Raw genomic sequence first — 25733 nt, forward strand, 5'->3', positions numbered from 1 at the left:
GCCCGGCCACGTCACGCGGGCCGGCGCCCGGCCCGCTCAGGTCATGCGGGTCGGCGCACCTCCACCATCCGGAAGCGGTTGGCCACGAACGCGCTGTCGCAGAGCACCGCATTCGCCGCCGGGTTACCGCCGGAGCCGTGGAAGTCCGAGAACGCCGCGGTCTGGTTCACATAGACCCCGCCGGTGAGGTTCAGCGACAGCTGGGCGCACTCCTCCAGGCAGGCGTCCTCCACCAGCCGCTCGACCTCGGCGTCCGTGGTGTACGCGCCGACGGTCATGGCGCCCTTCTCGCGGACCGTGCGCCGCAGCAGGTCCACGGCGACGGCGGCGGAGTCGACGGCCACCGCGAACGACACCGGCCCGAAACACTCCGACAGATACGCCGCCTCGGCATCCGGCTTGGCGCCGTCCAGCTTGACGATCACCGGGGTGCGGACCGTCGCCCCCGGGAAGTCGGGGTTGGCCACCTCACGGGAGGCCAGGGCCACCTCGCCGAGCCCGGCGGCGGCGTCGATCCGCTCCTTGACCTGCGGATTGACGATCGCGCCCAGCAGCGCGTTGGCCCGCGCGTCGTCGCCCAGCAGCCCGCTCACCGCGCCCGCCAGGTCGCTGACCACCTCGTCGTACGACTTGGGCCCGGCGTCCGTGGTGATGCCGCCGCGGGGGATCAGCAGGTTCTGCGGCGTGGTGCACATCTGGCCGCTGTAGAGCGACAGGGAGAAGGCGAGGTTGCTGAGCATGCCCTTGTAGTCATCGGTGGAGTCGATGACGACGGTGTTCACGCCGGCCTTCTCGGTGTGGACCTCGGCCTGCCGGGCGTGGGTCTCCAGCCAGTCGCCGAACGCGGTCGAGCCGGTGTAGTCGATGATGCGCACCTCGGGGCGGACGGCCAGCGTCTTGGCCAGGCCCTCGTCCGGCTTGTCCACGGCCAGGCACACCAGGTCGGCGGGGAAGCCGGCGTCGTCGAGGACCTCGCGCGCCACCTTGACGGTCATCGCCAGCGGCAGCACGGCCCGCGGATGCGGCTTGACCAGGACCGGGTTGCCGGTGGCCAGGGAGGCGAACAGGCCGGGGTAGCCGTTCCAGGTCGGGAAGGTGTTGCACCCGATCATCAGGGCCACGCCGCGCGGCACGGCCGTGAAGCTCTTGGACAGCTCCAGCGGGTCGCGCTTGCCCTGCGGCTTGGACCAGGCTGCCTGCCCCGGGGTGCGGGTCTGCTCGGCGTACGCGTACGCCACCGCCTCCATGCCGCGGTCCTGGGCGTGCGGTCCGCCGGCCTGGAACGCCATCATGAACGCCTGGCCGCTGGTGTGCATCACGGCCTGGGCGAACTCATGGGTGCGGGCGCTGATCCGGGCCAGGATCTCCAGGCAGACCGCGGCGCGCAGCTCCGGGCCGGCGTCCCGCCAGGCGGGGATGGTGGCGCGCATCGCGGGCAGCAGGACGTCCACGTCCGGGTGCGGGTAGCTGATCCCCAGCTCCGGCCCGTAGGGCGAGACCTCCTGGCCCGTCCAGTCGTCCGTGCCGGGCTGGGTGAGCTCGAAGCGCTTGCCGCGCAGCGCCTCGAACGCGGCCGCACCGTCGGCCGCGGCGGTCTCGCCGTACGCCTTGGGGTGCTCGGGGTGCGGGGACCAGTAGGCGCGGGTACGGATCGCCTCCAGCGCCTGGTCGAGGGTCGGGCGGTGCTTCTCGATCAACTGCGCTGCGGTCATTTCGGCGGCCATCGATGACCAACTCCTCGTCGAGCCGGGCGGAAAGCGGATAGGGCTGGGAGCGGACAGGACAACGGAGTTAGAGTAACCGAACGATCGGTCGGGGCAAGAGGGCCCGGCGAGCCTGTGGAAAAGTCGGTCGGGGAGGATCAGCTGGCATGACGGCAATCGGCACGGGCAACACCGTGGCAGTGGTGGGTACGGGCACCATGGGACAGGGAATCGCGCAGGTGGCGCTGGTCGCCGGCCATCGCGTACGGCTCTACGACAGCGCCCCCGGGCGCGCGGACCAGGCCGCCGGCGCGCTCGTGCGGCGGCTGGACCGGCTGGTGGAAAAGGGCCGGATCACGGCGGCCGAGCGGGACGCCGCCCGCGACCGCCTCTCCCCCGCCACCGCCCTGGCCGAGCTGGCCGACGCCGCGCTGGTCATCGAGGCGATCCTGGAGGAGCTCGGCGCCAAACAGGAGCTGTTCAGGTCGCTGGAGGACATCGTCGGCGACGACTGCCTGCTGGCCACCAATACGTCCTCGCTTTCCGTGACGGCGGTCGCCGGCGGCCTGCGCCGCCCCGGCCGCTGCGTGGGCCTGCACTTCTTCAACCCCGCGCCGCTGCTTCCGCTGGTCGAGGTGGTCAGCGGCTTCGCCACGGACGAGGCGGCCGCCGACGCGGCGTACGACACCGCCGCGGCCTGGGGGAAGAAGCCGGTCCGCTGCGCCGACACCCCCGGGTTCATCGTCAACCGCGTCGCCCGCCCCTTCTACGCCGAGGCGCTGCGCGCCTACGAGGAACGCGTCGCCGACCCCGCCACCATCGACGCGGTGCTGCGCGACGGCGCGGGCTTCAAGATGGGGCCGTTCGAGCTGACCGACCTCATCGGGCAGGACGTGAACGAGGCGGTCACCCACTCCGTGTGGCAGTCCTTCTTCCAGGACCTCAAGTTCACCCCCTCGCTGGCGCAGCGCCGGCTGGTGGAGGCCGGGCTGCACGGCCGCAAGGCGGGGCGCGGCTGGTACGACTACTCCGAGGGCGCGAAGCCGCCCGCGCCGCACACCGCGGCGCCCTGCCCGGCCCCGGAGGCCGTCGCCCTGCATGCGCAACTGCCCGGCCCCGCCGCGGTGCTCCGCGAGCTGATCGTGGAGGCCGGCATCAAGGTCACCCGCGACCGCACGCCCGGCGAGTCGGAGGGCTTCCTCCGGCTGCCCGGCGGGGCCTGCCTGGCGCTGACCAACGGCTACCCGGCGACGAGCGTCGTCTACGACAAGTACATCCGCTTCGACCTCTCGCTCGACTACCGGGCCGCGACCCGGATCGCGCTGGCACCCTCGGAGACGTGCTCCGAGTCGGACCTCGCCGAGGCGGTCGGGCTGTTCCAGGCGCTGGGCAAGGAGGTCAGCGTCATCGGTGACGTCCCGGGCATGATCGTCGCCCGGACGGTCGCGATGATCGTCGACTTCGCCGTGGACGCCGCCGCCCGCGGGGTGGCCACCCCTGAGGACATCGACACCGCCATGCGCCTGGGCGTCAACTACCCCGGGGGCCCCATGGAATGGGCCGAACGGCTCGGTGCCCACTGGGTGTGGGACCTGCTGGACTCGATGCACCACCAGAATGCCCAGGGACGCTACGTACCGTCCTGGGCGCTGCGGCGCCGTGCGGACCTCGAGGAACAGGTGCTCTCATCATGACCATGGCCAAGCGCGACACCTACACGCCCGATTCGCTGCTCGCCGTCGCCGTCGAGGTGTTCATCGAGCGCGGCTACGACGGCACCTCCATGGAGCACCTCTCCAAGGCGGCCGGCATCTCCAAGTCTTCGATCTACCACCATGTGCGCAGCAAGGAAGAGCTGCTGCACCGTGCCATAAGCCGGGCCCTGGACGGCCTCTTCGGCGTGCTGGAGGAACCGGCCGCCCTCCAGGGACGGGCGATCGAGCGGCTGGAGCACGTCACCCGCCGGGTGACCGAGGTGCTGATGGACGAACTCCCCTACGTGACGCTGCTGTTGCGGGTGCGGGGGAACACGGACACCGAGCGGTGGGCCATGGAGCGCCGCCGGGAGTTCGACCACGAGGTGGCCGCGCTGCTCAAGCAGGCCGCCGCCGACGGCGACCTGCGGGACGACGTGGACGTCCGGCTCGCCACGAGGCTGCTCTTCGGCATGATCAATTCGATCGTGGAGTGGTACCGGCCCGGGCGGGGCGGCGCGGCGAGCCGCGACGAGGTCGCCGAGGCCGTGGTGCGCACGGCGTTCACGGGCCTGCGCCGGCTCTGACGGGTCCTGTGGATCCACAGGGGCCCTGAGAAGCCCCTGACGGCCCGCCCCGCGTCACCGGGCGCTTCACTCCCCCTCGGGACCGAGATCGGTCTCCTCGAAGACCAGCAGGGTGCGGGTGCTGAGCACCTCCGGTATCGACTGGATACGGGTGAGGACCAGCTCCCGCAGCTCCCGGTTGTCCTTGGTGTGCACCAGCAGCAGCACGTCGAAATCGCCGCTGACCAGCGCGATGTGGGTGGCGCCCGGCAGCGCGGTGAGCTGCTTGCGCACGGTCCGCCAGGAGTTCTGCACGATCTTCAGCGTGATGTATGCGGAGGCGCCCTGACCTGCTCTTTCCTGGTCGACGAGGGCGCTGAACCCGCGGATCACCCCGTCGTCCATCAGCCGGTTGATGCGCGCGTAGGCATTGGCGCGGGAAACGTGCACCCGCTCGGCCACGGAACGTATCGAGGCCCTGCCGTCGGTCTGCAGCATGCGCAGGATCGACCGGTCGATGGTGTCCAGCGGGCGGGCGGCCGGGGCGGGCGGTTCGGGCGTCGGTGGCTGACCGTTGTTATTGGCCATCTGTTCGTCCGGCATATGGTCCCGCCTCCCCTTTGTGGACGCCCTGTCTTCATCTGAAGCTGTGGAGAACCGTTTGTCCACAGGCTGAACCCGCCTGTAGCCAAAATGCATCAGCGACCGAACAATCGGTAGGGAAGGGCTCACCCGCCCCGACCGGTTTCATCCTGCCCATCCGCCGTTCGCCCACCACCCTTCTGCGGCGCCATCGCGCCACCCCTTCGAACCGAGGAGGTGCTCGTCATGACGGTCCTTGAGCAGCCCGGCAGCAGCAGGAACAAGAGCAGCCTGGCCGGCCCGCCGCCTGCGTGGCGCCCGCGCGTCGATCCCGCGCCTCTCCTGCCCGACGAGGAGCCGTACCGCATCCTCGGCACGGACGCCGCCGCCCGGCTCGACTCCGGACTGCTGACCCGGCTGTACGCCCAGCTCGTGCGCGGCCGCCGGTACAACGCCCAGGCCACCGCACTGACCCGGCAGGGACGGCTGGCGGTCTATCCGTCCTCCACCGGCCAGGAGGCCTGCGAGGTCGCCGCCGCACTGGCGCTGGAGGAGCGGGACTGGCTCTTCCCCAGCTACCGCGACACCCTGGCTGCCGTGGCCCGCGGCCTCGACCCCGTACAGGCGCTGACCCTGCTGCGCGGCGACTGGCACTGCGGCTACGACCCGCACGAACACCGCATCGCCCCCCTGTGCACCCCGCTCGCCACCCAGCTTCCCCATGCCGTCGGCCTGGCACACGCCGCCCGCCTCAAGGGCGACGAGGTGGTGGCGCTGGCCATGGTGGGCGACGGCGGCACGAGCGAGGGCGACTTCCACGAGGCGCTGAATTTCGCGGCGCTCTGGCAGGCCCCGGTCGTCTTCCTGGTGCAGAACAACGGCTTCGCCATCTCCGTGCCGCTCGCCAAGCAGACCGCCGCGCCCTCCCTCGCCCACAAGGCGGTCGGCTACGGCATGCCCGGCCGCCTGGTCGACGGCAATGACGCGCCCGCGATGCACGAGGTGCTCGGCGAGGCCGTCCAGCGCGCCCGCCGGGGCGGCGGCCCCACCCTCGTCGAGGCCGTCACGTACCGCATCGAGGCGCACACCAACGCCGACGACGCCACCCGCTACCGCACCGACGCCGAGGTCGAGACCTGGCGGGCGCACGACCCGATAGCCCTGCTGGAGCACGAGCTGGCCGGCCGTGGTCTGCTGACCGACGAGTTCGTCGCCACCACCCGGGAGAGCGCCGAGCAGCTGGCCGCCGACCTCCGCGAGCGCATGAACGCCGACCCGGTGCTGAACCCGATGGACCTGTTCACCCACGTGTTCGCCGAGCAGACCGACCAACTGCGCGCCCAGGCGGCGCAGTTGCGCGCCGAGCTGGAGGCCGAGGCCGCCGGACACACCGAGGACACCGCGGGCACCGCGCCCGCCGAGGAGGCCAGGCCATGACGACCACCGCTCCGGCCACCGCGCGCAAGCCCGCCACCATGGCGCAGGCGCTGACCCGTGCGCTGCGCGACGCCATGGCCGAGGACCCCGCCGTCCATGTGATGGGCGAGGACGTCGGCGCCCTGGGCGGCGTCTTCCGCATCACCGACGGCCTGGCCAAGGAGTTCGGCGAGGACCGCTGCACGGACACCGCGCTCGCCGAGGCCGGCATTCTGGGCACCGCCGTCGGCATGGCGATGTACGGGCTGCGGCCGGTGGTCGAGATGCAGTTCGACGCGTTCGCCTACCCGGCGTTCGAGCAGCTGGTCAGCCATGTCGCCCGGATGCGCAACCGCACCCGCGGCGCGGTCCCGATGCCGCTGACCATCCGCATCCCCTACGGCGGCGGCATCGGCGGCGTCGAGCACCACAGCGACTCCTCCGAGGCGTACTACCTCGCCACCCCGGGGCTGCATGTCGTCACCCCCGCCACCGTCGAGGACGCCTACGGCCTGCTGCGGGCCGCCATCGCCTCCGACGACCCGGTCGTCTTCCTGGAGCCCAAGCGGCTGTACTGGTCGAAGGCCGAGTGGTCGCCGGACACGCCCACCCCGGTCGCGCCCCTGGGCCGGGCCGAGATACGCCGCCGCGGCAGCAGCGCCACCCTGATCACGTACGGTCCGTCGCTGCCCGCCTGTATGGAGGCCGCCGAGGCCGGCCGCGCCGAGGGCTGGGACCTGGAAGTGGTCGATCTGCGCTCCCTGGTGCCGTTCGACGACGAGACGGTCTGCGCGTCCGTACGGCGCACCGGACGGGCCGTGGTCGTCCACGAGGCCGGCGGCTTCGGCGGGCCCGGCGGGGAGATCGCCGCCCGGATCACCGAGCGCTGCTTCCACCACCTGGAGGCGCCCGTGCTGCGGGTGGCCGGCTTCGACATCCCCTACCCGCCGCCCATGCTGGAGCGGCACCACCTCCCCGGCGTCGACCGGATCCTGGACACCGTCGCGCGCCTGCAGTGGGAGTCCGACTGGACCGAAGGACGTGGTGCGTGATGGCCGTGGTCCGTGAATTCACCCTGCCCGACCTGGGGGAGGGCCTCACCGAGGCGACGATCGTGCAGTGGCTGGTCGAGGTGGGCGAGGTCGTCGCCGTCGACCAGCCGGTGGTCGAGGTCGAGACCGCCAAGGCGATGGTCGAGGTGCCGTGCCCGTACGGCGGCGTGGTGACCGCCCGCTACGGCGACGAGGGGGCCGAAGTCCCGGTGGGCACCCCCCTGGTGACCGTCGCGGTCGGCGCGGTACCGGACGATCTGGCGGCGCCCGAACCGGCCCCCACGACGGGCGCCGGTTCGGGCGCCGCCAACGGGACGGCGACCGCCCCCGAGGCACCGGCCGCAGACGCGGCGGAGAACGGCTCCGGCAACGTCCTGGTCGGTTACGGCACGAGCGCCGCCGCGGCGCGCCGGCGCCGGATCCGCCCCGCGGACGGCGCGCGCCCCGAGGCGGGCGGCCCGCAACCCCCGACCGGGGCCGAGCCGGCCACGCCGGCCGAGGAGGCCGGCGCGGCCCGCCCGGCCCGCGCCACGGACGCCGACAGCCGTACGGTGGCCGTCATCTCGCCGCTGGTGCGCCGCATGGCGCGGGAGAACGACCTGGACCTGCAGGAGGTGACGGGCACCGGCCCGGACGGCCTGATCCTCCGTACGGACGTCGAGTCCGCGCTCCGCGCCCGCCGGGAGCAGGCGCCGCAGCCGGCCACCGCAGCCGCCGCGGCCGAAGGGGCTGCAGGCGCGACCACCACGGCCGCCGCCCCGGGTGCCGCGGCCGGCCTCGCCCCCACCCCGGGCGAGGAGCGGATCCCGCTGCGCGGGATGCTCGGCGCGGCCGCCGAGAAGTTCAGCCGCAGCCGCCGCGAGATCCCCGAGGCGACCTGCTGGGTGGACGCGGACGCCACCGAACTCCTCGCCGCCCGCCGGGCGATGAACGTCCCCGGCGCGCCCAAGGTGTCGCTGCTCGCGCTGCTGGCCCGGATCACCACGGCCGCGCTCGCGCGCTTCCCGCAGCTCAACGCCACCGTCGACACCCGCACCCAGGAGATCGTCCGGCTGCCCGCGGTCCATCTCGGCTTCGCCGCACAGACCGACCGCGGCCTGGTGGTGCCGGTGGTGCGTGACGCCCAGGCCCGTACGGTCGAGGACCTTTCCGCCGAGATGGCGCGGCTCACGGAGACCGCCCGGGCCGGCGGGCTGTCCCTGGCCGAGCTGACCCACGGCACCTTCACCCTCAACAACTACGGCGTCTTCGGGGTCGACGGCTCCACGCCGATCATCAACCACCCGGAGGCGGCGATGCTCGGCGTCGGCCGGATAGCCGCCAAACCCTGGGTACACGAGGGCGAGTTGGCGGTTCGGCAGGTCGTCCAGCTGTCGCTCACCTTCGACCACCGGGTGTGCGACGGCGGCACCGCGGGCGGCTTCCTGCGGTTCGTGGCCGACTGCGTCGAGCGGCCCGCACTGCTACTGCGGGGCCTGTGAGTCCAGCCCCTCCGGGCCCGCCCCCCGTCGGGCCCGGAGGGGCACCCCGTAGGACGCCTGTGTGAGCGCGCCGAGGACGGCGATACTCAAGAGGTGAACGACCACACCGCCCACGACGTGATCGTCCTGGCCGGCGGCGCGGCCCGGCGGCTCGGCGGGGCGGACAAGCCCGCCCTGTCCGTCGGCGGCCGCCCGCTCCTGGACCGGGTGCTCGCCGCCTGCCCCGATGCGGCCCGCGCCGTGGTCGTCGGCCCCGCGCGCGCGACCGCCCGCGCCGTGCTGCACGCCCGCGAGGACCCGCCGGGCGGGGGCCCGCTCGCCGCACTGGACGCCGGCCTGCGGCACAGCACCGCCCCCACGGTGCTCGTCCTCTCCGCGGACCTGCCGTTCCTGACCGCCGCGACGGTACGCGGCCTGCTGGCGGCGGCCGCCCCGGTGGACGGGGCGCTGCTCCAGGACGCCTCGGGCCGCGACCAGCCGCTGGTGGCGGCCTACCGCGCCGAGCCGCTGCGCCGCGCGCTGGCGCGGATCCGGGACGAACACGGCACACCCGCCGGCCTGCCGCTGCGCGCCCTGCTGGCCGGGCTGACGCTCGTCCGGGTCCCGGACCCCACGAACACCGCCGCCTTCGACTGCGACACCTGGGAAGACCTCGGCGCGGCGCGCGCCCGGATCAGGGAGCATGGACACGTGCTGGATGAATGGATCACCGCAGTCAAGGCCGAACTGGGCATCGACCTCGATGTCGACGTGGCGGCGCTTCTCGACCTCGCGCGGGACGCGGCGCACGGCGTGGCCCGCCCGGCCGCGCCGCTGACCACCTTCCTGATCGGGTACGCGGCGGGCCAACAGGGCCGGGACGTCAAGGAATTGACCGACCGGGCCGCCGCCCTGGCGAACCGCTGGGCCGCGGAGGCCGAGGGGCCGGCGGGTCCCGGGGACGCCGCGGGCACCGGAACGAAGCCCGCGGAATGACCGACGGCGAGACCGGCGGGGCGCTCGGCGCCGCCCGGGACGACCGGCGCGGCGGCGACCCGTTCGAGGACGCGCTCGCACTGGCCAACCACACCCGCGCAGCGGCCACCGGCCCGGCCCGGCGTCCGGATCCCGGCCCCGCCACCCCGTCCGCGGGCGGTCCGCCCACGGCGGGCTCCGGTGCCGCACCCACCGCGCGCGGCAGCCACGACCCGGACGCCGCCACCGGCTCGTCCGGGCCTTCCGGCCCCGCCGAGGACGGCCGGCCGCCGTCCTCCGCCCCGCGCCGCAGGCCGCCCACCACGCCCTGGCAGCGCGCCCGCGACCTCGCCGCGCACGCCGTCCCCGGGCCGCCCGCGCCGGTGGCCACCCCGCTCGCCGCGGCGCTCGGCCGGACGCTCGCGGTCCCGCTGACCGCACTCACCGACCTGCCGTCGTTCGACACCTCGGCCATGGACGGCTGGGCGGTCTCCGGCCCCGGCCCCTGGCGCGTCGACCGGCCCAAGGGTGCCGCTGCGGGCATCCTCGCCGGTCAGGCCCCTGCCGAGGCGCTTCAGGACGGCCGTGCCATCGCGATCGCGACCGGCGCGCGCCTGCCGTCCGGTGCCACCGCCGTACTGCGCAGCGAGCACGGCGAGGTACGCGAACTGCCCGGCGGCGGCCGGCAGCTGCACGCGCCGCGGCCGGTACCGCCGGGCCAGGACATCCGCCCGCGCGGCCAGGAGTGCCGCCGCGGTGACCACCTCCTGCCCGCCGGCGCGCTGGTGACCCCCGCCGTCCTCGGGCTGGCCGCCGCGGCCGGCTACGACGAGCTGACCGCCTACCCCCTGCCGCGGGCCGAAGTGTTCGTCCTGGGTGACGAGTTGCTGGACCGCGGGCTGCCGCAGGCGGGCCGGATCCGGGACGCGCTCGGGCCGATGCTGGGCCCTTGGTTGCAGGCCCTCGGCGTGACGGCGGCCGCCCCCCGCCACCTCGCGGACGACGCCGACACGCTGTACGCGGCGCTGGCGGAGTCCACCGCCACCGTGGTGATCACCACCGGCGGTACGGCCGCGGGCCCGGTCGACCATGTGCATCCGACCCTGCGCCGCCTCGGCGCCGAGGTGCTGGTGGACGGCGTGGCGGTGCGCCCCGGGCATCCGATGCTGCTGGCCCGGCTGGCCCCGCGCCGGCACCTCGTCGGTCTGCCCGGCAACCCCCTCGCCGCGGTGTCCGGGCTCTGCACGCTGGCCGAGCCGCTGCTGCGGGCGCTTGCCGCCCGCCGGCCGCCCGCTCCGTGCCGTACCCCGCTGACCGCGCCGGTGCACGGACATCCGCACGACACCCGGCTCGTCCCGGTGGCCTACCGCGATGACGAGCGGTACGGCCTGACGGCCGAGCCGCTGCACTTCCACGGCCCGGCCATGCTGCGCGGGATCGCCGCCGCCGATGCGCTGGCGGTCGTCCCGCCCGGCGGCGCCCAGCGCGGCACCGAACTCGAACTCCTGGAACTCCCTTGGTCAGCGGGGTGGTCGGGGGGCGGGTCGGCGGACCGGGCCGCCTTCGGGGACCCGTTCGGGCCGGCCGGAGGCGTCGCGTGAAGCTCCCCTCCTACGACAGCACGGCGCACGAGGTGCCCGAGGACCGCTCCCACCGCCTGATACTGCCGCGCCGGGCGCCGAAGGCGCCGCTGCGGCAGGTCGCCCGCCGGCTGCTGATGGCACTGCTGGTGCTGCTGGCGACGGTCTTCATCGTCTGGATGGACCGCGACGAGTACCACGACAACGCCGACGGCGCGGTCGACCTGCTCGACTGCTTCTACTACGCGACCGTCACGCTCTCCACGACGGGCTACGGCGACATCGTCCCGTACGGCGACAGCGCGCGGTTGCTGAACATCCTGCTCATCACGCCGCTCCGCGTGCTCTTCCTGATCATCCTGGTCGGAACGACCCTGGAAGTGCTCACCGAACGCACTCGCGAGCAGTGGCAACTCAAACGCTGGAGAAACGCCGTGCGCGACCACACCGTCATCGTCGGCTACGGCACCAAGGGGCGGTCCGCCGTGCAGACCCTCCGGGCGACCGGCGTCGGCCGCGACCGCATCGTCCTCGTCGACCCCAGCACCAAGGTGATCGAGGCGGCGGTGGCCGAGGGCTTCGCCGGGGTCGTCGGCGACGCGACCCGCAGTGATGTGCTGCTGCGCGCCGAGATCCAGCGCGCCCGGCAGGTCGTCATCGCCACCCAGCGCGACGACACCGCCGTGCTCGTCTCGTTGACCGCCCGCCAGCTCAACAAGCGGGCCCATATCGTCGCGGCGGTGCGGGAGGAGGAGAACGCCCCGCTGCTGCGGCAGTCCGGCGCCGACGCGGTGATCACCTCGGCCAGCGCGGCCGGCCGGCTGCTGGGCCTCTCCGTGCACAGCCCCAGCGCGGGCACGGTCATCGAGGACCTGATCCAGCAGGGCAGCGGCCTGGACCTGATCGAACGCCCGGTGGTGAAGGCCGAGGTAGGCAGGTCCGTACGCGAGACCGACGATCTGGTCGTGTCCGTGCTGCGCGGTCACCGGCTGCTGGGCTACGACGACCCGGAGGCCAGCCCGCTGCAGAGCACGGACCGGCTGATCACCATCGTCCGGGCGGCCGTGTCGGAGGAGCCGGACCTGCCCGCCAAGCAGTCGGCACGGCCGACCCTCCCGGGCACCACCGTCTCCCCGATGCGCCGGCTGGACGAGGAATGACGGCCTGTTAACCCGGTCCGACATGCGGCGGTGTGACGACGCGTCCGTGGTCACCGGCCCCCGTGCCATCGCTCTGTCCGCGGACGGCGAGTAGCCTCGCGCCCATGCGAGCGATCACTATCCCGGAGCCCGGTGGCCCCGAAGCACTTGTCTGGACGGATGTGCCCGACCCGCAGCCCGGCGAGGGCGAGGTCCTGATCGAGGTCGCGGCCAGCGCCGTGAACCGCGCCGACCTGCTCCAGCGGCAGGGCTTCTACGACCCGCCGCCCGGAGCCCCGGCGTACCCGGGGCTGGAGTGCTCGGGACGGATCAGCGCGGTCGGCCCGGGCGTGCACGGCTGGGCGGTCGGCGACGAGGTGTGCGCGCTGCTGTCGGGCGGCGGCTACGCGGAGAAGGTCGCGGTGCCGGCCGGGCAGGTGCTGCCCGTGCCGCCCGGCCTGGACCTGGTCACGGCTGCCGCGCTGCCCGAGGTGACCTGCACGGTCTGGTCCAACGTCTTCATGATCGCCCACCTGCGGCCCGGCGAGACGCTGCTGGTCCACGGCGGCGCGAGCGGCATCGGCACGATGGCGATCCAGCTCGCCAAGGCGGTCGGGGCGCGGGTCGCGGTCACCGCGGGCGGCCCCGAGAAACTGGCCCGCTGCGCGGAGCTCGGCGCGGACATCCTGATCGACTACCGCGAGCAGGACTTCGTCCAGGAGATCCGCAAGGCCACCGACGGCAAGGGCGCGGACGTCATCCTCGACATCATCGGCGCGAAGTACCTGCAGCGGAACGTGAAGGCGCTTGCCGTCAGCGGGCGACTTGCGATCATCGGGCTGCAGGGCGGGGTGAAGGCGGAGCTGAACCTCGCCGCGCTGATGGCCAAGCGCGCCGCGATCACCGGCGCCGGGTTGCGCGCCCGCCCGCTGAGTGAGAAGGCGGCCATCGTCGCCGCCGTGCGCGAGCACGTCTGGCCGCTGATCGGCAACGGCCAGGTCCGGGCGATCGTGGACCGTACGCTCCCGATGTCCGAGGCCGCCGAGGCGCACCGCGTTGTAGACGCGAGTGTGCACGTCGGCAAGGTCGTGCTGACCGTCTGAACCGGCCGCTGCGGCCTTCCGGATCACCCCTCCCGGGCCGTCGGCGGATAACCCGGCGGACAGTCCCAAGATGCCGTGCATCTGATCACATGTGACGCTGGGCTGGTCACCCGACGGCTCGGCACGGGAGGGGCACTGTGGTCGCTCCAGGTTTCCGTTCGCGCATTGCCAGCAGTCTGTTGGTCGCCGCCGTCGTCCTGCCCGTTCCGGTGGGCGCCGCCCCCGCGGCGGCCGCGGACCGGCAGGCCACACCGGTGGACCGCGCACCGCAACTCGTCCGGCCGGGCGATTCGCCGGACGACGACGTGCCGGAGGAGTTCCGGCCCGAGATGCTCGGGGCCGATGCCTTCGTCGCCGAGGACTTCGGGAGCGATCTGCCGCAGGTCGAGGAGCCGTTCGTACCGGGGCGGGGCCACTCCGGGCACCCGGGGGCTCCGGCCCGCTTCCGCGAGTTCCCGGACGGCTTCCCCGGCTTCCCGTACGACATGGCGGGCTATCCGCGCCGGGGGCCGCACCACCACCCGGGCCGCTGGCACGGCCGGTGGCACCACCACCCCCACCCGTTCGGTCCGGGCTTCCACGGGGCGGGCGCGGGCAGTGCGGAGTTCGCGGGCCACGGCCACTTCCGGAAGGCGGCGCCGGGCGATCCGTCCGACTCCGCCCGCGCCCACCCGCTGCCCGGCCGGCGCGATCCGGTGAAGCGGCATGCCCCGACGGAGGCCGTATCCGACGCCGCACCCTCGCACTCCACGTCGTCGCACCGCGTCAGGACGGCGGACCGGCGCAGCCACCGCTCGTACGAAACGCTGCCGCCGCTCCCGTCGCCCACCGTCCCCGAGGACGCGACCACCGGCACCACGGACGGGGACGGGGACATGGCCCGCCCATACGCCCTGGAGTCCCCGACGGCCCCCGTCGAGCGGGTGCTGCCGATGGGTGCGGGTCTGGCGCTGACGGGCCTGGGCCTGGCGTTCCTGGGCCTGCGGCTCCGCCGCCGCTGAGGCCGCAGTTTTCCGTTCCCTCTCCCCGTCTCCTCGTTTCACGTGAAACGAGGAGACGGGGAACGGCACACCGTTTCACGTGAAACGCTCCCGGTTGTTTCACGTGAAACCGTTGAAACGGTTGGCGTGGTTTCACGTGAAACAGCGCGAATCCGTGGTTTCACGTGAAACACCAGGGATCGGGTGCCCCGGAAAGGTGGATCACGTTCTCCTGGGGGCACCACCGTCGAGAAGCCCTCGTACGAGAGAATGGCGGCATGGATATGCCGATGAACGAACGGTCGCAGGAGAACCCGCACGTCCTGGTTGTCGGCCCGGACGGCATGGCGCTCGGCAGCGCCGGCTCCGGTGGCGGGGACGACGGCGATGAGCCCCGCGAGGTCCCGGTGACGGACATGGTCGAACAGCCTGCGAAGGTCATGCGCATCGGCAGCATGATCAAGCAGCTGCTGGAAGAGGTGAAGGCCGCTCCTCTCGACGAGGCCAGCCGGGTCAGGCTCAAGGAGATCCACGCCAGCTCGGTGAAGGAGCTGGAGGACGGGCTGGCGCCCGAACTGGTGGAGGAGCTGGAGCGGCTGTCGCTGCCGTTCACCGATGAGTCGGTGCCGACGGAGGCGGAGCTTCGGATCGCCCAGGCGCAGCTGGTGGGCTGGCTGGAGGGTCTGTTCCACGGCATTCAGACCGCGCTGTTCGCCCAGCAGATGGCCGCCCGCGCCCAGCTGGAGTCGATGCGCCGGGCCCTGCCGCCCGGTGTCCTGCCCACGGAGGGCGACGAGGGCAAGCCCGGCCACGGCGGCGCCCGCTCGGGCCCGTACCTCTGACCGTATGCACGAGGGGCCGGCACGCGAGATGCGTGCCGGCCCCTTCTGTATGCGGTGCGACCGTCAGCCGCTGCGACCGGTGGAGATGGTCAGCTCGATCGTGGCGTCCTTGGTCGGGTACCACCAGCTGATGGCGGCCGGGGACTGATCAGTGACGGTGTTCTTGCCCCAGATCGAGCTGTCCTCTTCCTTGACGATCTTGTACTTCCAGCCGGCCGCCTTGATGCACTCCTTCACCGAGTCCAGGTTCTTGAACCGGAACGACGGGAAGAGGATCTTGCGCTTGTCGGCGTAGCTCTTGGTCGGGTTGGTGCACTCGGACGTCAGGATCGTCGCCGTCTTGTCCTCGGGGCGGACGCTCTCGCTGGGCGAAGCGGAGTAGCTGGACGGTGTGACGTCGCCGCCGGTGTCGTCGGTGGAACCGGCGCTCAGACCGATGCCGATCGCTATGGCGGTGACCACGACGACACCGACGATCGCCGAGACCACGATCACCGGGGTGTTGTTCTTCCGCCCGCCGGGCCCGCCGGCCGACGGCATCGAGGCGGTGACCGGCGGCGGGGGCGGGGTGTACGCCGGCGGAGCCTGGTAACCGCCCGCGTTGACGTTGAACGGCGCCGGGCCCGGGACCGGACCGGGGGCCGGCGTCGGGTAGGCGTTGTTCGGCGGCGGGGGCGTCTGCGGGCCGAAGCCGACCGCCTGCGTCGGCTGGTAGGGCTGCTGGACGTTCGGCGGGACCGGCGTCTGCGGGCTTCCGGACGTGGTGGGGAAGACCGCGGAGGACACCGAGGAGCCGCTGGTGCGCGCCCGCGGGCCCTCACCGATGATCAGCGGGGTGGCACCGGACTGGCCGGACCCGGCGATCCGCAGACACTCGTCCCGCATCGCCTCGGCGGTGGGGAACCGTTCGTTGGGGTTCTTCTTCAGCGCCCGGGCCACCAGCGCGTCCACGGCCGGCGGCAGCGAGCGGTTGATGCTCGACGGGACCGGCGGCTCTTCCTGGACGTGGGCGTAGGCGATGGCGAGCGGGGAGTCCGCGTCGAACGGCAGCTGGCCGGTCAGCAGCTCGAAGAGCATGATGCCGACGGAGTACAGGTCGGAGCGGGCGTCCACGCCGCGGCCCAGCGCCTGCTCGGGGGAGAGGTACTGCGGGGTGCCGACCACCATGCCGGTCTGGGTCATGGACGTCACGCCGGACTGCATGGCGCGGGCGATACCGAAGTCCATGACCTTGACGACGCCGCGCTTGTTCAGCATGACGTTGCCGGGCTTGATGTCGCGGTGGACCAGGCCCATCTCGTGGCTGACTTCCAGCGCCGCGAGCACATCGGCGGTGATCTTCAGGGCCTTTTCGGTCGGCATCGCGCCGTGCTGGGCGATGTCGGCGTCGAGGTCGGAGCGCAGCGGCTGGCCCGCGACGTACTCCATGACGATGTACGGCACCATGCCGCCGTCGAGCTCGTCCTCGCCGGAGTCGAAGACCGAGACGATATTGGTGTGCGTGAGCTTCGCCACTGACTGCGCCTCGCGGCGGAAGCGCTCGCGGAAGGCCTGCTCGCGGCCGAGCTCGGTGTGCAGTGTCTTGATCGCGACGTCGCGGTCGAGCACGGTGTCGTGCGCGAGGTGCACGGATGCCATTCCGCCGGCCCCGAGAAGATCACGAAGCTGGTAACGTCCTCCGCCGACCGAACGGCCCTCGAATTGGCCCTGAGCGCCGTCCTGGCTCATCGTTCCGCTTCCCCCTAGGCGCACGGCGCACTACCCGTACGTTATAGCGATCAAATCTGGAATTCCGGAGCCAAGTGTGCCCCAGGGCCCGGACACGTCAAGCTGTGTGCCCGTTCCGTGACCAGATGTGCAAGATCCGGTCACGGACCTGAGACGTTCGGCACCCTGAATCACCGGGGGTGAACTTGCGATGTCAGGCGAACGGCGGGTTTGATGGCCGGTCCACGACGGACCGGTGGGTGCCGCGGAACCTGTAGCGTGCTCTAGCGAAGACCGATGACCTTACCGCTCCCGGGCGGATCGATTCGACGGCGAGGACCGATGGCACCGACGCAGAGCCCCCAGGGCCCGTCCGATCCTGAGGCCACCGGCTCCCATGTCCCCGAGGCACCGGAGATGTGGGGCAACGGCGGCCTGGTCGGCGACGGCCGGTACCGGCTCACGCGGCGCCTCGGGCGCGGCGGTATGGCGGAGGTGTTCGCCGCCGAGGACGTACGCCTCGGCCGCACCGTGGCCGTGAAGCTGCTGCGTGCCGACCTCGCCGAGGACCCGGTGTCCAAGGCCCGCTTCACCCGCGAGGCACAGTCCGTGGCCGGGCTGAACCACCACGCGGTGGTGGCGGTCTACGACTCCGGTGAGGACCTGGTCGGCGGCAACACCGTGCCGTACATCGTGATGGAGCTGGTCGAGGGCCGGACCATCCGCGATCTGCTGCTGAACGCCGACGCCCCGCCGCCGGACCAGGCGCTGATCATCGTCTCGGGCGTGCTGGAGGCACTGGCCTACAGCCACCAGCACGGCATCGTGCACCGTGACATCAAGCCCGCGAACGTGATCATCACGAACAGCGGCGCCGTGAAGGTCATGGACTTCGGCATCGCCCGCGCCCTGCACGGCGCGCAGTCCACCATGACCCAGACCGGCATGGTCATGGGTACGCCCCAGTACCTCTCCCCGGAGCAGGCGCTCGGCAAGACCGTCGACACCCGTTCCGACCTCTACGCCACCGGCTGTCTGCTCTACGAACTCCTCACCCTGCGGCCGCCGTTCACCGGTGAGACCCCGCTCTCGGTCGTCTACCAGCACGTCCAGGACATGCCGGTGCCGGCCTCCGAGGTCGCCGAGGGCGTGCCGCCGGAGCTGGACGGTCTGGTCATGCGGTCGCTGGCCAAGGACCCCGACGACCGGTTCCAGAGCGCTGAGGAGATGCGCGGCCTGGTCCAGTACTCGCTGCAGATGCTGCAGGAGCAGGGCGGGCACACCGGCACCTGGAACACCGGCCCGGTGGTCATGCACGACGGCGGTCACTCCCCTGCCATGGGGACCGCCGCGACCACCGCGCTGCCGCACCCCGACGCCGGCCAGACCACGGCGCAGCCGATCCTCACGCACGGGATGCGTGAGGACGACGGCGGCTTCGAGGGCGGGCCCCGCCCGGCCAGGGGCGGCCGCGGCAAGGTCTGGCTGATCGCGGCGCTCGCGCTGATCGCCATCGCGGTCGGGGTGGCCTTCGCGCTGCAGAACACCAAGGGCCAGAACCAGAAGCACGAGACCCCCGCCACGCAGTCGCCGACGCCGAAGAAGCACAAGGAGACCAGCGAGCCGACGACCGAGGAGCCGACCACTCCGGAGACCCAGCCGGAGGGCACCGGCGGCGACGGCGGTTCGTACACCCAGGCGCCGACCACGCAGCCGAGCACCCCGCCGACCTCCGAGCCGCCGACCTCCCAGCCGCCGACGACCGAGGAGCCGACCACCGAGCCGCCCACCGACACCACCGGTGGCACGGCCGACGGCGGCACCGCCGACGGCGGGACGGCTGACGGAGGCACCGCGGACGGCGGGACGGCCGACGGTGGCGCGACGGCCGGGACGGACAGCGGGGCGTCCTCGGGCGCGGACAGCGGCACCACGCTGGGCACGACCGGCGGCTGACCGGCCGCGCGCCGTCACGGTCAGCGGGTGAACGCGTCGCGCACGGCGCGGTATTCGCGGGTCCACCACACCGCCAGGGCGGCCGCCGCCGGGAATTGCGGATCGGTGCGGCGGTCGCCGAGCTGGTAGCGCCAGGTGAGCATCCAGAAGTCGTTCAGCCGCTCCCACCACACCCGGTGGACGGCCGCGGCGAGTTCGTCGGCGCCGGCTCCGCAGGCGCTGCGGTAGGCACCGGCGTACGCCGCGACCTTGGCAAGGTCCAGGGTGCCGCAGGGGCGTACGAAGAAGATCGCGGCGGCGCGCACCGCCTCCTCGGCGCGGGGCTGGACGCCCAGCCGGTCCCAGTCGACGATCGCGGTCGGCTCGGCGCCGCGGTAGAGCACGTTCAGCGGGTGGAAGTCGCCGTGCACCCAGCCGGCGGCGGGTTCCGCGCCCGGCGCGGGGCGCCGGTGGGCCTGCCGTTCCAGGAGGGCCCGACGCTCCAGCAGCCGGTGCTCGGCGAGCTCGTCGAAGCTGGTGCGCGGGCGGGCGCAGCGGGCCAGGTCCAGCAGCTCGTCGATGGTCTCGAAGGTCCGCTCGGGGTCGGCGCCGGCGTCCGCGCAGGGCAGCCGGGGCGGATGCGGTTCGTCCGCCATGACCTGTGCCAGTGCGGTGTGCACGAGCCCGAGCAGGGCGCCGAGCCGGCGGGACTGGCCGGTGGTCAGCGCGGCCCCGCTCAGGTGCCGCCCCTCGACCCAGGGGTGCAGCGCGTAGCAGCGGCCGTCGAGGACGGTGACGGTGCGGCCGTCGGCGTCGGCGACGGGCGGGACGACCGGCAGGCCGAGTGCGGCGAGCCGCCGGGTGGCGCGGTGCTGGCGGGTGAGCGCGGCCAGGTCGCCGTCGAGGTGGTGCTTGAGGAAGTAGCGGCCGCGGGTGGTGGCGAGGAAGTAGCCGTGGTTGAGCAGGCCCTCGGCGACGGGTTCACAGGACAGCGGCGCGCCGGCGCCGGAGTAGTGGCGGAGCAGGGATCCGAGGGCGTCTTTGTCGGGCGTCGCCGCCGTCCGGACTACAGATGAGCGCAGCACGCGCCAGATGTTAGATCAACTACACCTATGCGGGTGGGGGTATCGGAAAGCCTCACCCAGAGTGAGCGAGGTCGGCGACCGGCGCCTCGGTCAGGTGGTGCAGAGTGACGAACTCCGGCTCGACGCGCAGGAAGACGGGATCGAAGGGCACCCCGTCTGTAGTGGCGGGGCCCGCGGCGCGGCCACCCCGTGACCCGTCGGTCAGCGGCGCTCCGCCTGCCGGCGCGCCACATAGGCGGCGGCCTGGGAGCGGCGCTCCATGCCGAGCTTGGAGAGCAGGCTGGAGACGTAGTTCTTGATGGTCTTCTCGGCGAGGTGGAGCCGCTCCCCGATGGCGCGGTTGGTCAGGCCCTCGCCGATCAGGTCGAGGATCCTGCGCTCCTGCTCGGTCAGGCTCGCCAGCCGGTCGTCCTCCTTGGCGGCGCTGCCGTCGCGCAGCCGCTCCAGTACGCGGGCGGTGGCCACGGGGTCGAGCAGCGACTTGCCGGCGGCCACGTCACGTACGGCGGAAAGCAGTTCGTTCCCCCGGATGGCCTTGAGGACATAACCGGACGCACCGGCCATGATCGCATCGAAGAGCGCCTCGTCGTCCGCGAAGGAGGTGAGCATCAGGCACTTGATGTCCGGATTCTGTGAACGGATCTCCCGGCAGACCTCGACCCCGCTGCCGTCCGGCAGCCGGACGTCCAGCACGGCCACGTCGGGACCCGTCGCAGGGATCCTGACCAGGGCATCTGCGGCGGTGCCGGCCTCGCCGACCACCTCGATGTCCGCCTCGACCGCGAGCATTTCGTGCACCCCGCGGCGGACGACTTCATGGTCATCGAGCAGAAATACCGTGATTTTTCCGTCTTCGGGCACGGGCCCAGTCTCACACATCAAGTCTTCCCGTGCTCCAGGTCACCGATATAACGTGCCGTTGTCCCGGCGGCCTGCAACGCTGTGACCAGGAGTTGTTCCAGCCTTCGTGATTTTACTTGGAAATCCAAGCAAAATCGCAGGTCAGCGCCGTTTCCACTTCGGCTTTGACAATGGGTAACGTGCAATGAGCAGGCCACTGTCCGGGAGCTTTGTTCCACCCGGATCCGGCCGCGTTCGCACACACCCCGTGCGCCGTATCGGATACCGGGTGAGCCGCAATACGGCCACCGGCGGACCCCGGGGGCCGGACAGACGGAGGAGCAGCACGTGACCGTGGAAGGCACTGCGCAGCGGAAAAACACCCGCGGCAGCAGCAAGCGCACCACCGCCAAAAAGGCGACGCCGGCCAAGAAGGCGTCCCCGGCCAAGGCCCGTACCAACGGCCGGCCCGAAGAGGCGGAGCAGGATCAGCTCGTACAACTGCTGACCCCGGAAGGGAAGCGGGTCGAGCACCCGGACTACGCCATCGACCTTTCCCCCGAAGAACTGCGCGGCCTCTACCGCGACATGGTGCTGACGCGGAAGTTCGACGCCGAGGCGACCACCCTCCAGCGCCAGGGCGAGCTGGGCCTGTGGGCCTCGCTGCTGGGCCAGGAGGCGGCGCAGATCGGCTCCGCCCGTGCCCTGCGCGACGACGACTACGTCTTCCCGACGTACCGCGAGCACGGCGTCGCCTGGTGCCGCGGGGTCGACCCGACGAATCTGCTGGGCATGTTCCGCGGCGTCAACAACGGCGGCTGGGACCCGAACAGCAACAACTTCCACCTCTACACCATCGTGATCGGTTCGCAGACGCTGCACGCGACCGGCTATGCGATGGGTGTCCAGAAGGACGGCACGGATTCCGCGGTCATCGCGTATTTCGGTGACGGTGCCTCCAGCCAGGGCGATGTCGCGGAATCCTTCACGTTCTCCGCGGTGTACAACGCCCCCGTCGTGTTCTTCTGCCAGAACAATCAGTGGGCCATTTCCGAACCCACCGAGAAGCAGACCCGGGTGCCGCTCTACCAGCGCGCCCGCGGTTTCGGATTCCCCGGTGTACGGGTCGACGGCAACGACGTGCTGGCCTGTCTCGCGGTGACCAAGGCGGCGCTGGAGCGGGCGCGCACCGGCCAGGGCCCGATGCTGATCGAGGCGTTCACGTACCGGATGGGCGCGCACACCACCTCCGACGATCCGACGCGCTACCGCGGGGACGAGGAGCGGGTGGCCTGGGAGGCCAAGGACCCGATCCTGCGGCTGCGGACGTACCTGGAGGCCGAGGGCCTGGTCGACGAGGCGTACCTCGCGGCCATCGACGAGGAGAGCGAGGCCCTGGGCAAGCGGGTCCGCGACGCGGTACGCGCCATGCCGGACCCGGACACCATGGCGATCTTCGAGAATGTCTATGCCGACGGGCACGCGCTCGTCGATGAGGAGCGCGCGCAGTTCGCCGCGTACCAGGCGTCGTTCGTCGATGCCGATGTCCTGGCGGAGGGGAACTGACCATGGCCGTCCACGAGAAGATCACCATCGCCAAGGCGATCAACGCCTCGCTCCGCGCCTCCATGGAGGCCGACCCCAAGGTCCTCGTCATGGGCGAGGACGTCGGCAAGCTCGGCGGCGTCTTCCGGGTCACCGACGGGCTGCAGAAGGACTTCGGCGAGGACCGGGTGATCGACACCCCGCTCGCCGAGTCGGGCATCGTCGGCACCGCGATCGGCCTGGCGCTGCGCGGCTACCGCCCGGTCGTCGAGATCCAGTTCGACGGCTTCGTCTTCCCCGCCTACGACCAGATCGTCACCCAGCTCGCCAAGATGCACGCCCGTGCGCTGGGCAAGATCAAGGTGCCGGTCGTCATCCGCATCCCGTACGCGGGCGGCATCGGCGCGGTCGAGCACCACTCCGAGTCCCCCGAGGCGCTGTTCGCGCACGTCGCGGGCCTCAAGATCGTCACTCCCTCGAACTCCTCCGACGCCTACTGGATGCTCCAGCAGGCCATCGCGGGCGACGACCCGGTCATCTACTTCGAACCCAAGCGGCGCTACCACGACAAGTCGCGGCTGGACACCGAGTCGATCCCGGACCCGCTGCACAAGGCCCGGGTCACCCAGAGTGGCTCGGACCTGACGCTGGCCGCCTACGGCCCGATGGTGAAGGTCTGCCTGGACGTCGCCAAGGTCGCGGCCGAGGAGGGCAAGTCGGTCGAGGTCGTCGACCTGCGCTCGCTCTCCCCGATCGACTTCGACACCCTGCAGTCGTCGGTGCAGAAGACCGGGCGCCTGGTCGTCGTCCACGAGGCGCCGGTGTTCTTCGGTGCGGGCGCGGAGATCGCCGCCCGGATCACCGAACGATGCTTCTACCACCTGGAGGCCCCGGTCCTGCGCGTCGGCGGCTTCCACGCCCCGTACCCGCCCTCCCGGCTGGAGGACGAGTACCTTCCGGGGCTGGACCGGGTGCTCGACGCCGTCGACCGTGCGCTGGCGTACTGAGGGTTTGAGGAGAGTTCGGAACCATGACTACAGGCACCGCCAACGCCCAGCGCTTCCGCGAGTTCAAGATGCCCGACGTGGGCGAGGGGCTCACCGAGGCCGAGATCCTCAAGTGGTACGTCCAGCCCGGTGACACCGTCACCGACGGCCAGGTCGTGTGTGAGGTCGAAACCGCCAAGGCCGCCGTCGAACTGCCCATCCCCTACACCGGGGTGGTGCACGAGCTGCGCTTCGGCGAGGGCGTCACCGTCGACGTCGGCACCGCCATCATCGCGGTGGACACCGACCCGGGCGCGGGACCGGCCGAGGCCCCCACGGCCGCGAGCGCGCCGCAGGAGGCCGCACCGGCCGAGGAGGACGCCGAGCCGCAGGGCCGGCAGGCGGTACTGGTCGGCTACGGCGCCGCGCCGTCCTCGACCAAGCGCCGGGCGCGCAAGCCGCAAGCCGGTGTGCCGGCCCAGCCGGAGCCGGTGAAGGCCGCGCTCCAGGCCGAGCTGAACGGACGGCCCGCGGCGCAGCCGGCCGCTCCCGTCGCACCGCAGCCGGCCGCCAAGGTGACGCCGGACGCCCGGCCCGTGGGCGCCGGGACCGCCGGGCGGCCGCTGGCCAAGCCGCCGGTGCGCAAGCTCGCCAAGGACCTCGGCATCGACCTGGCGACCATCTCCCCGACCGGGCCGGACGGCATCATCACCCGCGAGGATGTGCACGCGGCCGCCGCCCCGGCGGCGCAGGCACCGGCCGTGGCGGCTCCCGCCGCGCAGGTCGCCGCGCCTGCGGTGACCGGTGTCGTGGACGCCGCGGCCCGCGAGCGGCGGGTACCGGTCAAGGGCGTACGCAAGGCCACCGCGCAGGCGATGGTGGCCAGCGCCTTCACCGCGCCGCACGTCACGGAGTTCATCACCGTCGACGTGACCCGCACGATGAAGCTCGTCCAGGAACTGAAGCAGGACCCGGACATGGCCGGCCTGCGGGTCAACCCGCTGCTGATCGTCGCCAAGGCCCTCCTGGTCGCGCTCAAGCGGCACCCGGAGGTCAATGCGTCCTGGGACGAGGCGAACCAGGAGATCGTCTACAAGGACTATGTGAACCTCGGCATCGCGGCGGCCACCCCGCGCGGGCTGATCGTCCCCAACATCAAGGACGCCGGGTCCAAGACGCTCCCGCAACTCGCCGAGGAACTGGGCGAATTGGTCGCCACCGCGCGCGAGGGCAAGACCTCTCCGGCGGCCATGAGCGGTGGCACCGTCACCATCACCAACGTCGGTGTCTTCGGCGTCGACTCCGGTACGCCGATCCTCAACCCGGGGGAGTCGGCGATCCTCGCCGTCGGTGCGATCAAGCTCCAGCCCTGGGTGCACAAGGGCAAGGTGAAGGCGCGCCAGGTCACCACCCTCGCGCTGTCCTTCGACCACCGTCTCGTCGACGGCGAGCTGGGCTCCAAGCTGCTCGCAGACATCGCGGCGGTGCTGGAGCGGCCGAAGCGGCTGATCACCTGGGGCTGACCCGGGATGCGGGGCCGGTCGGGCAAGGGCGTCGTTTCACGTGAAACGACGCCTGGGGCCGGGGCCGGTGTTTCACGTGAAACACCGCCCCACGCCCTCGCCGGGCCGGCCCGCCCTCATGCCAGGGGCGTGCTCACTGCCGTCCCGTCCGGTGCCGTCGACGAGCAGCTGATCGCCCGGCCCGCGCCCGCGCTCCGGCCGTACGTCAGCTCCTACGCCGCATACCGGCAGGCCGGGGTCCCGCCGGCCCTCCACCGCGGGCTGCCCTCGCCCCGGCTGACCCTGATCTTCACCCTCGACGAACCGCTCACCCTGGCCGGCCACCCGGACCCCGGCCAGGCTCCCGGCAGCTACGCCACCCTCCTCGGCGGATTGCACACCCGTCCCGCGCTGATCACCCATCAGGGCCGCCAGTCCGGCATCCAGCTCGGTCTGCACCCGCTGGGCGCCCGGGCGCTGCTGGGCCTGCCGGCCGGTGAACTGGCCGGTCTCGATCTCCCCGCGGAGGCGGTGCTCGGGCCGCGGGGCCGGGACATCGCCGAGCGGCTGCGGGCGGCCGCCGGCTGGCCGGAGCGGTTCGCGCTGCTGGACGCCCATCTGCTGCGGTGGCTGGACCGGGAGCCGGGTGGCGCGGGGCCCGCCCCGGCGCCCGAGGTCGCCCGCGCCTGGCAGCTGCTGACCGCCTCCCGGGGCGCCGTAACGGTCGCGGCGCTCGCCGACGACATCGGCTGGAGCGCCCGCCATCTGACCGCCCGCTTCCGGCAGGAAACCGGTCTGACGCCCAAGGCCGCCGCCCGGGTCATCCGTTTCGACCGCGCACGACGTCGGCTGGGCGCCGCGGCCCGTACCGGTTCGCCCCCGCTCCTCGCCGAACTGGCCGCCGACTGCGGCTACTTCGACCAGGCACACCTCGCCCGGGAGTTCCGCTCGCTGGCCGGCTGTCCGCCCAGCGGGTGGCTCGCCGAGGAGTTCCGAAACGTCCAAGCCCCGGCGGACGGCTGCGCGAAAGGCTGAGGCCGG

21 protein-coding genes are annotated in these 25733 nt (G+C 72.5%); 16 read left to right on the top strand and 5 right to left on the bottom strand.

The features are described from left to right. Positions 1 to 41 precede the first annotated feature (41 nt). A complete protein-coding gene (gene paaN, locus ACGF4C_RS02565; RefSeq protein ID WP_393562622.1) occupies positions 42 to 1724 on the bottom strand; it encodes a phenylacetic acid degradation protein PaaN in 1683 nt (560 codons plus the stop codon). Between the two features lie 146 nt (positions 1725 to 1870). On the opposite strand from paaN, the gene ACGF4C_RS02570 reads away from it, so the two are divergent. Both ACGF4C_RS02570 and ACGF4C_RS02575 read left to right on the top strand, forming a co-directional pair. Further along, entirely contained in the window at positions 1871 to 3397 is a 1527-nt protein-coding gene (locus ACGF4C_RS02570; RefSeq protein WP_393562624.1) for a 3-hydroxyacyl-CoA dehydrogenase, read from the top strand. Next, positions 3394 to 3984, top strand: coding sequence for a TetR/AcrR family transcriptional regulator (locus ACGF4C_RS02575; protein WP_030802949.1), 591 nt, complete (start codon positions 3394 to 3396; stop codon positions 3982 to 3984). Before ACGF4C_RS02570 ends, ACGF4C_RS02575 begins: the two co-directional genes overlap by 4 nt. 66 nt (positions 3985 to 4050) lie before the next feature. Here the strand turns inward: ACGF4C_RS02575 and ACGF4C_RS02580 are convergent, their stop codons facing one another. Continuing rightward, positions 4051 to 4566 carry an Lrp/AsnC family transcriptional regulator gene (locus ACGF4C_RS02580; RefSeq protein ID WP_385856286.1) on the bottom strand — a complete coding sequence of 172 codons (516 nt, stop codon included), beginning with the start codon at positions 4564 to 4566 and terminating at the stop codon, positions 4051 to 4053. A gap of 225 nt (positions 4567 to 4791) precedes the next feature. Here ACGF4C_RS02580 and pdhA (ACGF4C_RS02585) point away from each other — a divergent pair, with 225 nt between their 5' ends. The 9 genes from pdhA (ACGF4C_RS02585) to ACGF4C_RS02625 all read left to right on the top strand — a co-directional run bounded on the left by pdhA (ACGF4C_RS02585) (position 4792) and on the right by ACGF4C_RS02625 (position 15092). Further along, a complete protein-coding gene (pdhA, locus tag ACGF4C_RS02585) occupies positions 4792 to 5982 on the top strand; it encodes a pyruvate dehydrogenase (acetyl-transferring) E1 component subunit alpha (protein WP_393562626.1) in 1191 nt (396 codons plus the stop codon). After that, positions 5979 to 7013 carry an alpha-ketoacid dehydrogenase subunit beta gene (locus tag ACGF4C_RS02590; protein WP_030411539.1) on the top strand — a complete coding sequence of 345 codons (1035 nt, stop codon included), beginning with the start codon at positions 5979 to 5981 and terminating at the stop codon, positions 7011 to 7013. Before pdhA (ACGF4C_RS02585) ends, ACGF4C_RS02590 begins: the two co-directional genes overlap by 4 nt. Further along, positions 7013 to 8494 carry a dihydrolipoamide acetyltransferase family protein gene (locus ACGF4C_RS02595; protein ID WP_393562629.1) on the top strand — a complete coding sequence of 494 codons (1482 nt, stop codon included), beginning with the start codon at positions 7013 to 7015 and terminating at the stop codon, positions 8492 to 8494. The genes ACGF4C_RS02590 and ACGF4C_RS02595 overlap by 1 nt, the downstream gene beginning before the upstream one ends. Positions 8495 to 8587: 93 nt before the next feature. Continuing rightward, the gene (locus tag ACGF4C_RS02600; protein WP_393562631.1) at positions 8588 to 9469 is read left to right on the top strand and encodes an NTP transferase domain-containing protein; all 882 of its coding nucleotides are present in this window, start codon (positions 8588 to 8590) and stop codon (positions 9467 to 9469) included. Then, positions 9466 to 11049 (top strand): molybdopterin-binding protein, encoded by a 1584-nt coding sequence (locus ACGF4C_RS02605; RefSeq protein WP_393562633.1) that lies wholly within the window; start codon positions 9466 to 9468, stop codon positions 11047 to 11049. Before ACGF4C_RS02600 ends, ACGF4C_RS02605 begins: the two co-directional genes overlap by 4 nt. Continuing rightward, a complete protein-coding gene (locus ACGF4C_RS02610; protein WP_393562634.1) occupies positions 11046 to 12188 on the top strand; it encodes a potassium channel family protein in 1143 nt (380 codons plus the stop codon). The genes ACGF4C_RS02605 and ACGF4C_RS02610 overlap by 4 nt, the downstream gene beginning before the upstream one ends. 104 nt (positions 12189 to 12292) lie before the next feature. Then, the gene (locus ACGF4C_RS02615) at positions 12293 to 13270 is read left to right on the top strand and encodes an NAD(P)H-quinone oxidoreductase (RefSeq protein WP_362137786.1); all 978 of its coding nucleotides are present in this window, start codon (positions 12293 to 12295) and stop codon (positions 13268 to 13270) included. 137 nt (positions 13271 to 13407) lie between these two features. Further along, a complete protein-coding gene (locus tag ACGF4C_RS02620; RefSeq protein WP_393562636.1) occupies positions 13408 to 14271 on the top strand; it encodes a hypothetical protein in 864 nt (287 codons plus the stop codon). A gap of 257 nt (positions 14272 to 14528) precedes the next feature. After that, positions 14529 to 15092, top strand: a complete 564-nt coding sequence (locus ACGF4C_RS02625) for a bacterial proteasome activator family protein (RefSeq protein WP_030411532.1) — start codon at positions 14529 to 14531, stop codon at positions 15090 to 15092. 63 nt (positions 15093 to 15155) lie between these two features. Here ACGF4C_RS02625 and ACGF4C_RS02630 read toward each other — a convergent pair whose 3' ends face one another. Next, positions 15156 to 16820 (bottom strand): protein kinase, encoded by a 1665-nt coding sequence (locus ACGF4C_RS02630; protein WP_393562637.1) that lies wholly within the window; start codon positions 16818 to 16820, stop codon positions 15156 to 15158. Between the two features lie 321 nt (positions 16821 to 17141). Here ACGF4C_RS02630 and ACGF4C_RS02635 point away from each other — a divergent pair, with 321 nt between their 5' ends. After that, positions 17142 to 18755: a protein kinase gene (locus ACGF4C_RS02635; RefSeq protein WP_393562639.1), complete on the top strand. Its 1614-nt coding sequence runs from the start codon at positions 17142 to 17144 to the stop codon at positions 18753 to 18755. Between the two features lie 20 nt (positions 18756 to 18775). Here ACGF4C_RS02635 and ACGF4C_RS02640 read toward each other — a convergent pair whose 3' ends face one another. Further along, positions 18776 to 19819, bottom strand: a complete 1044-nt coding sequence (locus tag ACGF4C_RS02640) for a phosphotransferase (RefSeq protein ID WP_393562640.1) — start codon at positions 19817 to 19819, stop codon at positions 18776 to 18778. Positions 19820 to 20020: 201 nt separating this feature from the next. Beyond that, positions 20021 to 20680 carry a response regulator gene (locus ACGF4C_RS02645; protein WP_393562642.1) on the bottom strand — a complete coding sequence of 220 codons (660 nt, stop codon included), beginning with the start codon at positions 20678 to 20680 and terminating at the stop codon, positions 20021 to 20023. Between the two features lie 327 nt (positions 20681 to 21007). Between ACGF4C_RS02645 and pdhA (ACGF4C_RS02650) the strand changes: the two genes are divergently transcribed. The 4 genes from pdhA (ACGF4C_RS02650) to ACGF4C_RS02665 all read left to right on the top strand — a co-directional run bounded on the left by pdhA (ACGF4C_RS02650) (position 21008) and on the right by ACGF4C_RS02665 (position 25727). Continuing rightward, positions 21008 to 22225 (top strand): pyruvate dehydrogenase (acetyl-transferring) E1 component subunit alpha, encoded by a 1218-nt coding sequence (gene pdhA, locus ACGF4C_RS02650; RefSeq protein ID WP_201805509.1) that lies wholly within the window; start codon positions 21008 to 21010, stop codon positions 22223 to 22225. Between the two features lie 2 nt (positions 22226 to 22227). Beyond that, the gene (locus ACGF4C_RS02655; protein ID WP_393562644.1) at positions 22228 to 23211 is read left to right on the top strand and encodes an alpha-ketoacid dehydrogenase subunit beta; all 984 of its coding nucleotides are present in this window, start codon (positions 22228 to 22230) and stop codon (positions 23209 to 23211) included. 23 nt (positions 23212 to 23234) lie between these two features. Further along, the gene (locus ACGF4C_RS02660) at positions 23235 to 24713 is read left to right on the top strand and encodes a dihydrolipoamide acetyltransferase family protein (RefSeq protein WP_393562645.1); all 1479 of its coding nucleotides are present in this window, start codon (positions 23235 to 23237) and stop codon (positions 24711 to 24713) included. A gap of 129 nt (positions 24714 to 24842) precedes the next feature. Then, on the top strand, positions 24843 to 25727 hold the full coding sequence (locus ACGF4C_RS02665; RefSeq protein WP_393562646.1) for a helix-turn-helix domain-containing protein: 885 nt from the start codon (positions 24843 to 24845) through the stop codon (positions 25725 to 25727). The last annotated feature ends 6 nt before the right edge of the window (positions 25728 to 25733 follow it).

It is taken from the genome of Streptomyces sp. NPDC048197, from assembly GCF_043202395.1.
Classification (GTDB): domain Bacteria; phylum Actinomycetota; class Actinomycetes; order Streptomycetales; family Streptomycetaceae; genus Streptomyces; species Streptomyces siderophoricus.